This is a genomic window from Aneurinibacillus sp. Ricciae_BoGa-3, from assembly GCF_028421645.1.
Lineage (GTDB): Bacteria > Bacillota > Bacilli > Aneurinibacillales > Aneurinibacillaceae > Aneurinibacillus_B.
Genome location: NZ_CP116887.1, coordinates 3,797,810 through 3,810,014, shown reverse-complemented (window position 1 = coordinate 3,810,014; position 12,205 = coordinate 3,797,810). Strand labels below are relative to the sequence as shown.

The window sequence follows — 12,205 nt, the reverse complement described above, 5'->3', positions numbered from 1 at the left end:
CTGCTTTCTTTATGTAACACAATTTAAAGGGGCTTAGTTATGAAAGAAAGGATTCTTTCTCTTCTCGTGCTTACTTCCGCTACCGTTTTGTTCGGAGAATTAAAATATACGCCCTTCCACAGCGATTTTCGGATTAGCTTTGGCAGTGGCGTCTTCTTCTTTCTCCTTCTCTGGTTTCATCGTTTACCCCTGCTGTTTGCTTCCTTTCTAACCGGTGTGGCTGTCGTTGTGTTTCGCGTGTGGCTTGATTTCGGATTCTTGCCTGGCTTCTCGCTCAGCAGCAGTCTCGTCAATCATGTTCCCTCGTTTGTTTTTTATATGGTGTTTGGACTGATCTTGTGGTTTGGCGGCGTATATCAGGACCTAAAAGACCCAATTAAAATGGGCGCATTAGGTTTTATTGCGGACTTGATTGCAAATCTTACAGAGCTGTTTATCAGGAATAGCATGAACCAGCACACGCTATGGTTGCCGGATGCTTTTTACCTGCTGTCTATTCTAGCATTTGTCCGCAGCTTTTTTGTGGTAGGCTTTTTTAATATTATCCGAATTCGCCATCTGCAGGCGATAACCCAAGAACAGCAGCTCCGGTTTGAGAAAATGCTGATGATCAGCAGTGAGCTTCACGTTGAAGCGCTCTACCTGCGAAAAGTCATGGGGCATACCGAGCAGGTCACAAGAAACAGCTACAATTTATACCGCACCTTAAAAGAGTTGGAACAGGGGGGCACCCCCCCATCTCAGGAACCGCCCCTGTCACGCCGGGCCCTTACGATTGCGGAGGAAGTTCACGAGATTAAGAAGGATTCACAGCGGATAGTAAGCGGCATGAGCAAAATTATCGCGCAGGAAGCGGCGGTAAAGGAAATGACTGTGGAACATATCATCCGCCTGGCAGTCAGCGCAAACCGAAAATATGCGGAAATGCTGGGCAGGACGGTTGAGATAAACATGGATAACCGCATTTTATTTATGACGGATAAAGTATACTCGCTGCTGTCTGTGCTTAACAACCTGCTGTCGAACGCGGTTGAAGCCATTGCCCAAAGCGGTTGGATATCGATCTTTACGACGGAGACAAAAGGTATGGCTGAATTCAGAATTACCGACAACGGGGTTGGGATTCCCCCTGGTGATGAAGCCTTTATTTTCAAACCAGGCTACACAACGAAGTTCGATGAACAGGGCAATCCTTCTACGGGTATTGGGCTGGCGCACGTGCTGGATAACGTGAACGAGCTGCAAGGCACGCTTCATATCGAGCGGGAACAGCAGCCAGCGTCAACGTCGTTTGTCATTCGCATTCCGGTTAAATCCTTAATGAAGGGAGGAGATCCATCATGAGATTTCGTTTTTTTATAGTGGACGATGATCCTTCTTCACGTAAAATGCTGCACAATATTATTGAAAACGAAGACCTCGGGGATATCATGGGCGAGGCTGCCGATGGACTTGGGGTAGAAACAACCATTGTCATAAAAAAATGCGATATTGTTCTGCTGGATTTATTGATGCCAGGCCAAGACGGCATTGAAACCATTTCCCGGCTTAAAGATATTGGTTTTGAAGGGAAAAGCATTATGATTTCGCAGGTGGAGCATAAAGAAATGGTTGCAGAGGCCTATAGTAAGGGTGTTGAATATTTCATACATAAACCGATAAACCGGATTGAGGTGGTTTCCGTTATCAAAAAAGTAATGGATCATCTCGTACTGGAGCGTTCTTTGGCAGGCATTAAAAACTCGTTGTCCATGCTCGATGTGCAAGAACGGAATAGCGCACCCTTACAAAACACGAGCTTTATCCGGAGTGTTCTGGCGGACTTAGGGGTTGCCGGCGAATCAGGCAGCCAGGATCTGGTGGGCCTGATTGAATATTTGCAGAAGAAATATGGCAAGGAGCGGCTGAAAGAGCTCCCTTCTCTAAAGGAAGTGTTCAGTAATTATATTGGACAGGCACAGGGCCGCTCTGCCGATGTGCAGCGTGAAGTGAAGGCGATGGAGCAGCGCATCCGAAGGACGGCAGCTCGCGCGCTGCAGAATCTTTCTTCGCTTGGCCTTGAGGATTACGGTAACCCTAAATTTGAACTGTATGCTTCCAAATATTTCGACTTTTCAGATGTGCGGCAGAAGATGCGCGAAATTGAACAGGGGATCGAGACGTCGCGCATCCGGCTGAACGTAAAAAAGTTTATCTTTACTCTTTATCTTGAAACCATAGAACAAACATCATAATAAGAGGGCACAAAAACGTCTAAGGAGGCGGGGTCGCTTGGTTGCGCGCATATTTTCTTCTTGGGCGGTCTGGAGGGCATTAGCCATTATTTTGATTGCCCTCTTTCTGCCTGTCTGGTTTGGTCTGGAAAAAACCGGAATTTATCCGATGATGGCCTCGCTTGAGATCCATCCCACTGGTAATCTGTTAATGGTCAGTGTTCTTTCTTTAATGATTTACACTACCCTGTATGCGCTTCCTAACTACCTTGGCTGTTTTCTCCTCAGTGAACAGCTCGGGGAAATAACCGGCTGGAAGCCGGTTAAGTTTATTCTGCCAATTCTGATGGTGCCGGCTATTTCTTTTTTTGGTTACCCTTACTATTCTCTTGCTTCTTATTTTGGCCCGCCAGATATTCTGATGCTGGTGTCGATTGTTTTTATCCACCGCTTTGTGCAAGACAAACTTGGATTTGCGATGAAAGCGCTAATACTCGCCCAGTTATCTATCGGCTTTCAATGGCTGGATGTGATTCCTATTCTAACGCCGGCTGGCTTTGGCCACCATCCCGTCCTATTGAAAATGAAAGAGATTGCGGGGGTGATAGGCTTTGACCAGGCTCTTGCTCTGTATAGCCTGATCCTCTTTCTGATTTTTGTGGTTAATGCTATTATTCTCGCTATTATCTTAGCGATGGCGGGTCAAAAGATGAAAATTCGCAAAGCGCTATACAGCGCACAACTGGAAGCGATCGAGTCGCGCTCAGGCAGGGAAGTCCTGCAGCTTGTCCATGACTTAAAAACACCTTTAACCTCAATCGAAGGGCTTATTTCTTTGATTGATATGAGAGTAAAGGATGCAAAAATAAAAGATTACTGCCGAATTATTTCCCAATCTATCGCCTCGATGAGCGAAATGATATCGGAGATGCTTTACGAAGATCGGAAAAACTGGTGCAGCATTCGCGATTTAATGAATTATGTAAGGGCCAGCCGCCTGAGTGGAACAGGCAAAACGGTGGTTATGCAGCTGCCTGAACAAGATGCGGAAGTGTGGATTAATAAAATACGTGTAACACGGGCGATTGTCAACCTGATTGATAATGCGTTTGATGCGATCCAGGACAGACCAGATGGCAAGGTGTGTATTCGAGTTGAAACTGAAGGCAAGGAAGTCGTCATCAGGGTTTCAGATAACGGCCAGGGAATGGCATCCCATCTGCTGGATAAAATCTGGCAGGCCGGCTACAGTACGAAGCGCCACCCGGGGCTTGGGCTGTCGTTTGTGAAACAAGTGGCAGAAGGACATAAGGCTTATATAACAGTGGATAGCAAGTTGGGCCAGGGAACAACCGTTTCGCTGCATTTGGAAAGAGGGGATGATGTATATGAGAATACTGGTTATTGATGATGATGCCACCGTCCGTTTTATGCTGGGTGAAATATGCGAAGCGGCGGGCTGGGCGGTAGAAATGGGGAGCAACGGGAAGGAAGGGCTTGATGTATTTAACATCCATAAATTTGACGTTGTGCTTGTGGATTATCATATGCCTGAGATGGACGGCCTTGTAACCGTCCAGGAGATCCGAAAACTTGATGTGGAAATCCCAATTCTTGTCTTAACGGTGGATGAGCGGCAGGAAATAGCGGATCGTTTCCTGGATAATGGAGCGACCGACTTTGCCTTGAAACCGGTTAAAGCGCCTGATCTGATATCGCGCATCCAGCTCCATATTAGGCTCTCCCAATTAACGCGCTCAGCGCACAGCCACAACAGAGAGCAACGCACAGATGATGGGCTGGAACCAGGCTTGTACGCCATCAAAGGGATAGGGAAAAACACGCTCGAACATATTGTAAAATACCTCCGCACGGTTGGCGAGCCATCCACCATTGATCAGATTACCAAGGAAGTGGGGCTCGCATATCCGACTGTATACCGGACGTTGACGCATCTGATGCAGAAGGGGAAAGTCAGAACGATCATCAGTTATCAAAAGGTTGGCCGGCCCAAGAACCGATATGAATGGTTCAACGATTAACAAGGTTTTTTTCTTTTTTTCTGTTGTGTGAAGAATTTGTAAAATATATATTATAAACAAAAGATAAATTATCTGAAACTTAATAAAATACATAAGTTTTGGCCGCTTATTCAAATGGGTGAGTCTCTGAGGTGATAAAACATAAATGAAGCCATTGTTAGCGATAAATAATCTTAAAACCCATTTTTTTACAAGTGACGGTGTGGTTAAATCGGTGGATGGAGTCGATCTCACGGTGTACCGGGGTGAAACCGTTGGAATTGTAGGGGAATCCGGCTGTGGAAAAAGTGTAACCGCTCTCTCTGTGATGCGGCTTATACCGAATCCTCCCGGTAAAATCGTGGACGGTTCCATTCAATTTGAAGACAAAGATTTGGTAAAAGTGGCGGAAAAACGGATGCGGGCTATACGGGGCAATGAAATTGCGATGATTTTTCAGGATCCGATGTCAAGCCTTAATCCTGTTTATACGGTCGGCATGCAGATTGCCGAAACGGTGCGCCTGCATAAAGGCTTAGGGAAAAAGAAGGCGTTAGAGCGGGCGGTGGAACTTCTTCGGCAGGTTGGCATCCCGCGCGCCGAACAAATTGCCGATGAATACCCACACCGCCTGTCTGGAGGCATGCGCCAGCGCGTGATGATCGCGATGGCGATGGCCTGCAATCCAAAGCTGCTTATCGCGGACGAACCTACTACCGCATTGGATGTTACCATCCAGGCGCAAATATTGGATTTGATGCTCGCGCTGAAAAAAGAGCATGGCACTGCGATCCTCATGATCACACATGATCTGGGAGTTGTTGCGGAGATGTGTGACCGGGTTGTGGTGATGTATGGGGGCAAGGTTGTGGAAGAGGCGGATGTTTCAACGCTTTTTGAGCGTCCAAGCCACCCTTACACACAGGGGTTGCTGCGTTCCATCCCATCCCTTGATCAAGACAAAGAATGGCTTGATTCTATTCCTGGAAATGTGCCGATTCCATCGGAGATGCCGCAGGGTTGCAAGTTTGCCCCTCGCTGTCCACATGCGATGCAGAGATGCGTTCTGGAAGAACCGCCGCTTTATCAATTGGCCGGCGGGCAGAAGTCCCGCTGTTTTCTGGCGGCAGAGGAGGTAGACCATGTCGGAAGCCCTGCTTAAAGTTAATCATTTAAAGAAGTATTTTCCCATCCGGGCGGGCCTTTTACAGAAAACGGTAGGCCATGTGAAGGCGGTAGATGATGTCAGCCTGGAGATTCATAACGGTGAAACGCTAGGCCTGGTAGGAGAGTCAGGGTGCGGTAAATCAACGACGGGGCGCTCCATCCTTCGCCTAATTGAGCCTACAGCCGGAGAGATTTATTTTAACGGCAGGGAAATTCGCTCCCTTTCCGGGAATGAAATGCGCGCCGTATACAGAGATATGCAGCTTGTGTTTCAGGATCCGTACGCTTCTCTCAATCCCCGCAAAACGGTTGAGAGCCTGATTGCTGAACCGATGTTAATCCATAATATGTACGCGCCTGCCGAACGCAAGAAAAAGGTGCATGAATTGCTGGAGAGAGTAGGATTAAATGCCTATCACGCAAAACGCTACCCGCATGAATTTTCCGGCGGACAGAGGCAGCGCATTGGGATTGCCCGGGCCCTGGGTCTACAGCCCAAGTTTATTATTTGCGATGAACCCGTCTCTGCGCTTGATGTTTCCATCCAGTCACAAGTTCTCAATCTGCTGAAAGAACTCCAGCAGGATTTTAACCTTACCTATCTGTTTATTGCACATGATTTAAGCGTTGTTAAGCATATTAGCGACCGGATAGGCGTGATGTACCTCGGCAGGATCGTTGAGTTATCCGATAAAAAAGGCCTGTATGAGAAGCCGCTCCATCCGTATACGCAGGCGCTCCTATCAGCAGTGCCGGTTCCAAATCCGAGCCACAATCGAGATCGCATTATTCTTGAAGGAGATGTGCCGAGCCCGGCAAATCCTCCATCCGGTTGTACATTCCACCCGCGCTGCTCGGCCTGTATGGATATATGCAGAACGCAGCGTCCCGCTCTCCGCGATCTGGGAGGCGGGCATATGGTGGCTTGCCATTTATACAACGAATAAAAACAGAAATTTAAAGGGGGACAATGGTAAATGAATAAGCCAAAGAGAACATCGTTTATCATCGCGTCAGCTTTACTTGCCACCTCACTGGCGGCAGCGGGCTGCGGCGGCGGTGATAAAGCAGCAGGCGGCAGTAAAGAGACCACAGCCACGACTGGCGACAGCGCAGGTGGAGGCGGTGGAACGCTTATCTATGCACGTGGCAGCGACTCTACATCGCTCGATCCACAGAATGTGACCGATGGCGAATCGCTCAAAGTTACCAAAAATATATTCGACACGCTGGTGGATTACAAGAAAGAGAATACAGAAATCATACCTGCGCTTGCTACCGAGTGGAAGTCATCACCGGATGGGAAAACATGGACGTTTACGCTTCGTGATGGCATTAAATTCCAGGATGGAACAAATTTTGACGCTGATGCGGTTGTGTTTAACTTTGAACGGATGATGGACAAAAAGAATCCGTACCATACAGGCGGTAACTTCGATTATTTCCCTAGCATGTTCGGGGGCTTCAAGGGTGAGAAGGGCGCTGTTATCAAAGAAGTAAAAGCGCTGGATAAAACGCATGTCCAGTTTACGCTGAACACGCCGCTCGCACCTTTCCTGGCGGATGTAGCCATGCCATGCTTTGCCATTGGGAGCCCGAAAGCGATTAAAGAGGAGAAAGACAAATTCGGCCAGCATCCAGTCGGGACAGGTCCGTTTAAATTTGTTAGCTGGAATGCGAATGATTCCATCACTCTTCAGAAAAACGACGGATACTGGGAGAAGGGCGCACCGAAGCTGGATAAGCTCATTTTCAAAGTTATCCCTGACAATACAGCCCGCCTGACTGCGCTGCAGAACGGGGAAATAGATGTGATGGACGGCTTGAATCCGTCTGATGTGCCGACTGTAAAATCAAACAGTAAACTTCAGGTTCTCTACCGCCCATCCAATAACATAGGCTACCTGTCATTTAATACGACAAAAAAGCCGTTCGACAATCCGAAAGTGCGCCAGGCGCTGTATATGGCCATTAACAAACCGGCTCTCGTGTCCGCATTCTATGCCGGACTCGGTGAGCCTGCGAAAAACCCGATGCCGCCTTCGCTGCTTGGCTATAACAATGATGTGAAAGATTATCCATATGATCCGGCTGCAGCCAAGAAGCTGTTGGCAGAGGCCGGATTCCCGAATGGCTTCTCCATCGATTTCTGGGCTATGCCGAAAGCCCGTCCTTATATGCCGCAGCCGCAAAAGATCGCCGAAGCCATTCAGGGCGATTTCAACAAAATTGGCGTGAAAACGAACATTGTCAATATGGAGTGGGCGACTTATGTTAAGAAACTGGAAAACGGGGAGCATACTATGGCGCTTTTCGGTTGGCAGGGCGACAACGGGGACCCGGATAACTTCCTGTATGTACTGCTAGACCAGGACAATGCCAAACCGCCGGCAGCTCAAAACGTTTCGCTTTATAAAAATCAGAAACTGCATGACATCCTGATTAAAGCACAGACTACGCCAGATAATAAAGTGCGCGAAAATCTGTACAAACAGGCTCAGGTGTTGATCCATAACGATGCGCCTATGGTTCCGCTTGTGCATTCCAAGGAAGCTCTCGCGGCGGGTGCGAATGTGAAAAACTTTATACCGCACATGACCGGAACAGATAAATTTACGGACGTAACGATTGAAAAATAAAGCGGGTTAATCAGAAAGAGTGTGTGTCTCGCGCGCACACTCTTTCATTCTGACAATATGGCAGGTGAATATCGTGTTATCTTATATCATCCGACGGCTGCTGCAGCTTATACCGGTTTTGATAGGGATGTCTATTGTTGTCTTCTGTATTATTCATGCAATCCCGGGCGATCCTGCCCAGGTTATTTTAGGGGAACATGCCACGCCTAAAACGCTTGCGGATCTGCGCCAGCAGCTTCATTTAAATGATCCGCTGTATAAGCAGTACTTTTATTACATACGCAATATCTTAACGGGCGATCTTGGTGAATCCCTTCGAACAAAACGGTCGATTACAGATGAGATCGGGCCCTATCTTGCCGCCACGCTTGAACTCTCTATAACCGGACTTATTTTCGCCGTGATTGTTGGCGTAAACGCAGGCATTATAGCAGCCTGGAAACGGAACTCGTGGTTCGACTATGTGGCCATGCTGGTTGCGCTTGTCGGTGTCTCCATGCCCGTTTTCTGGCTTGGTCTTATGGAGCAGCTTGTATTTGCACAAAAGCTTGACTGGCTGCCGTCCATCGGACGTTTTAATACGCGAGAGCCGATTACAGCCATCACAAACTTTTACTTGCTTGATACGATCATTAAGGGTGACTGGAACGGATTTAAAGACGTATTGCGCCATTTGATTCTGCCCGGCATTGCGCTGGGTACCATTCCAATGGCCATCATCGCCCGCATGACGCGTTCTTCTATGCTTGAAGTTATGAAATCGGATTTCATTCGTACAGCCCGTGCGAAAGGGCTCCATGAATTTTGGGTTGTTTACCGGCATGCGCTGAAGAATGCCTTCATCCCCGTACTGACCGTTATTGGTCTGCAGCTGGGGCTCCTGCTCGGGGGTGCGGTGTTAACAGAAACTATTTTTGGCTGGCCGGGAATCGGAAGATATATTAACGATGCGATCGCCTTCAGGGATTATCCTGTTGTGCAGTCAGGCATTCTGGTTATTGCCTTCCTGTTTGTGCTAATAAACCTTATCGTCGACATCCTGTACGCGTATATCGATCCGCGGATTCAGTATAAGTAAAGAGGAGGTGAGCAGGATGCAAGGTGCAGTTGTAACGAACGCCGATGGGGTACAGCAGGCCCGATTGCGGAAGAGCTCGCCCTGGCGGGACGCCTGGCAGCGTCTGGCCAGGCAAAAAGCGGCTGTCATTGGTCTGGGTGTGATTCTGCTTTTTATACTGCTAGGGATTTGCGCTCCGCTGCTTTCCCATTATTCGTGGGCAGAGGGAAAACTAACGGATCGCCTGCTGCCGCCGAGTGGGGCGCACTGGTTTGGAACGGATGATCTGGGGCGCGACCTGTTTACCCGGGTACTGTTTGGCGCGCGCATCTCTCTTTGGGTCGGGTTCTCATCGGTAGCCGGGTCCATCATCGTGGGTACAGTGCTTGGGCTGGTAGCCGGCTACTTCGGCCGGTGGACGGATACCATTATTTCCCGGGTTTTTGATATTATGCTGGCTTTTCCCAGCATCTTGTTGGCCATAGCCATTGTTACGATCCTCGGGCCAAGCCTTTCCAACGCGTTGATTGCTATTGCTATAGTAAATATACCAACGTACGGGCGGCTTGTCCGCTCCAGGGTGCTCAGCATTAAGGAAGAAGAGTATATTGTAGCGGCCCGCGTTATCGGCATGAAGCATACACGCATTCTTTTTTTTCATGTGCTCCCCAACAGCATCGCCCCGGTTATTGTGCAGGGTACGTTAGGGGTCGCGACTGCGGTACTCGAAGCCGCGGCCCTTGGGTTTCTCGGGCTCGGAGCTCAGCCGCCGGAACCGGAATGGGGCAAAATCATTGCCGATTCCCGGGAATACCTGGCAACCGCCTGGTGGACTGTACTGTTCCCCGGCGTAGCGATTATGCTAACGGTGCTGGGTTTCAACCTGTTTGGTGACGGGCTGCGGGATGCACTCGATCCGAAAATGAAGCAGTGACAAATAGACCAACACGAAAGACCGTCCAGACTCTGATCCTGGACGGTCTTTTTCTCATTGTTAAAGGTAGTATATATTACCTTAAAGTGATAAAGTTTTCCAGTTGGGAACATTAGGTCCCTTTCTTTATGTTGATATGCAAAATTTACCTTCTTTAAAGTGTTGAAGTATCTAGAGTGATTTTTTAAATGGGACCTCCGGTCCCAAAACACCGAGGAGAAACATCGTGAGCGGCATGGCCCACGATGTTTCTCTATACTTGTTTTTAAAATCGGTCAGATGTACGATATAACGTAGATTGAAAAACTGCTAGGATTGAAATGCTAACATTTTCTTAGCTTTTACATAAGATAATTCAATAATGGGCAGGAGCCCGTCAGGATATGAATTTTTTTCGGGTGAATGCAAGGAGGCTTCTAGGTTGTGGGTAAAAAGAGATTAGGCATTATATACGGCGGTAAATCAAGCGAGCATGAGGTTTCGGTCCATACCGCCCATTCGATTATCAAAGCCGTGGATAAGGGCAAATATGATATTTTGCCTATTTATATTCGAGTAGATGGAAGCTGGGCGCAGGGTCCCTGGGTCGAGACAGCGCCGGACGACGTGAACGCACTGCGCTATGAAACAAATAAACCGTTTAATTTGCTTGGCCTGAAGGAGCAGCTCGATGTCATATTCCCGGTCATTCATGGGCCAAATGGCGAAGACGGGACGTTGCAGGGGCTTCTTGAACTGCTGGATATTCCGTATGTAGGATCGGGTGTGCTTGCTTCTGCGGTTGGCATGGATAAAGTCATGATGAAAAAAGTATTCGGCAACAGCGGAATTCCACAGGGGGACTATACGTTTTTCCTACGCAGCGAATTAAAAAGGAACCTTGAGGCGATTTGCGAACAAATCGAAACCAGTCTGGGCTATCCTTGCTTTGTTAAACCGGCAAACATGGGCTCAAGCGTTGGGATCAGCAAAGCGAAAGACCGGGCTTCCCTGCGTGACGCTCTTACGCTTGCCGCGCGTTTTGACCGCAAAGTGATCGTGGAGGCGTTTATATCAGGCCGGGAGTTGGAAATTGGCGTGCTCGGCAATAATGAGCCGGCCACTTCTGTCGTAGGCGAAATTATTCCCGAAAATGAGTTTTACGACTACCAGGCGAAATACAAAAGCAACGGTACCCGTCTGGAGATTCCTGCGCAAGTCTCTGACAATGTCGTGAACCGTATGAAGGAACTCGCGGTCAAGGCTTTTCTAGCGCTTGATTGTGCAGGCATCTCCCGAATCGATTTCTTCTACGATGAAGCGGCTGATAAGCTGTATATAAATGAAATTAATACACTGCCTGGATTTACGCCTTTCAGCATGTACCCTATGCTGTGGAATGAAGCGGGAATCGGGTACGCCGAATTAATTGACCGCCTGATTGCCCTGGCAATCGAAAGGCACAATGAAAAGCTCGAAAATGAAACAGTAGCAGAGAGTTTCGAATAATACTGCGGCAGGAGTTCGAGAGATGTGGAAACTAAACACCCTACAGTAGACTCTAAATATATTCAGCAGCATCTGGCTAACGAACGGACTTATTTAGCCTGGCTCCGGACATCTGTTGCGATAATGGGTGTAGGGACGCTTGCGGCTACGCTCGAAGCAAAAGGGGTACTTGGGCATCAGCCTTTTTCCTATGCCGGACTGGCGCTTGGACTCCTGGCCATCCTCATGGGGGCGATTATCTCTATTGTTTCTACGTATAATTACCTATCCAATCGAAAAGCGATAAATGAGCAGACATTTCGGGCGGTTGGCTCGCTTGTGTGGTGGGTTACAGCTGGTGTGGTACTGCTCGCAGTGATTCTTGGCTTCTATATTTATGAAATGCTGCACGATGGATTGTGATGCCTTTCAATTGGCCACGCGGCTATCAGCAAATTTGATTTAAAAAGACCTGTTCCGCAAAAATGGAACAGGTCTTTCTCATAATTAGAAAGCCGGGCGATCTGCAGTTTATGGTTTTCACAGTGTTGAAGTACGCTGAGCCGATTTTTTAAATTGGGACCTCCGGTCCCGAAACACTCAAGGAAAACATCGTGAGGCGCATGTCCGCACCTTTCTTTCCCGCAGGCCGAAAGGTGTTTCTATTTTACCTTTCGGCATAAGTGCAACTTAGGTTGATGCCTGCG

11 protein-coding genes are annotated in these 12,205 nt (G+C 48.2%); all 11 read left to right on the top strand.

Annotated elements, in window-relative coordinates; translation table 11 throughout:
* The first annotated feature begins 39 nt into the window (after window positions 1-39).
* The 11 genes from PP175_RS19390 (at window position 40) to PP175_RS19340 (ending at window position 11,921) form a co-directional block, all read left to right on the top strand.
* The gene (locus PP175_RS19390) at window positions 40-1,344 is read left to right on the top strand and encodes an ATP-binding protein (RefSeq protein ID WP_272439881.1); all 1,305 of its coding nucleotides are present in this window, start codon (window positions 40-42) and stop codon (window positions 1,342-1,344) included.
* Entirely contained in the window at window positions 1,341-2,234 is an 894-nt protein-coding gene (locus tag PP175_RS19385; RefSeq protein ID WP_272439880.1) for a response regulator, read from the top strand. Before PP175_RS19390 ends, PP175_RS19385 begins: the two co-directional genes overlap by 4 nt.
* Before the next feature lie 37 nt (window positions 2,235-2,271).
* Window positions 2,272-3,621 carry a sensor histidine kinase gene (locus PP175_RS19380; RefSeq protein WP_272439879.1) on the top strand — a complete coding sequence of 450 codons (1,350 nt, stop codon included), beginning with the start codon at window positions 2,272-2,274 and terminating at the stop codon, window positions 3,619-3,621.
* Complete coding sequence (locus PP175_RS19375) at window positions 3,602-4,255, top strand: response regulator (RefSeq protein WP_272439878.1); 654 nt, start codon at window positions 3,602-3,604, stop codon at window positions 4,253-4,255. The genes PP175_RS19380 and PP175_RS19375 overlap by 20 nt, the downstream gene beginning before the upstream one ends.
* 145 nt (window positions 4,256-4,400) lie before the next feature.
* Entirely contained in the window at window positions 4,401-5,396 is a 996-nt protein-coding gene (locus PP175_RS19370; protein WP_272439877.1) for an ABC transporter ATP-binding protein, read from the top strand.
* Complete coding sequence (locus PP175_RS19365) at window positions 5,377-6,348, top strand: ABC transporter ATP-binding protein (RefSeq protein ID WP_272439876.1); 972 nt, start codon at window positions 5,377-5,379, stop codon at window positions 6,346-6,348. The genes PP175_RS19370 and PP175_RS19365 overlap by 20 nt, the downstream gene beginning before the upstream one ends.
* Window positions 6,349-6,378: 30 nt before the next feature.
* The gene (locus tag PP175_RS19360; RefSeq protein ID WP_272439875.1) at window positions 6,379-8,040 is read left to right on the top strand and encodes an ABC transporter substrate-binding protein; all 1,662 of its coding nucleotides are present in this window, start codon (window positions 6,379-6,381) and stop codon (window positions 8,038-8,040) included.
* Between the two features lie 73 nt (window positions 8,041-8,113).
* Window positions 8,114-9,118: an ABC transporter permease gene (locus PP175_RS19355; RefSeq protein ID WP_272439874.1), complete on the top strand. Its 1,005-nt coding sequence runs from the start codon at window positions 8,114-8,116 to the stop codon at window positions 9,116-9,118.
* A 16-nt stretch (window positions 9,119-9,134) separates the two neighbouring features.
* Window positions 9,135-10,031, top strand: coding sequence for an ABC transporter permease (locus tag PP175_RS19350; protein WP_272439873.1), 897 nt, complete (start codon window positions 9,135-9,137; stop codon window positions 10,029-10,031).
* Between the two features lie 423 nt (window positions 10,032-10,454).
* Complete coding sequence (locus tag PP175_RS19345; RefSeq protein ID WP_272439872.1) at window positions 10,455-11,519, top strand: D-alanine--D-alanine ligase; 1,065 nt, start codon at window positions 10,455-10,457, stop codon at window positions 11,517-11,519.
* A gap of 24 nt (window positions 11,520-11,543) precedes the next feature.
* On the top strand, window positions 11,544-11,921 hold the full coding sequence (locus PP175_RS19340; protein ID WP_272439871.1) for a YidH family protein: 378 nt from the start codon (window positions 11,544-11,546) through the stop codon (window positions 11,919-11,921).
* The last annotated feature ends 284 nt before the right edge of the window (window positions 11,922-12,205 follow it).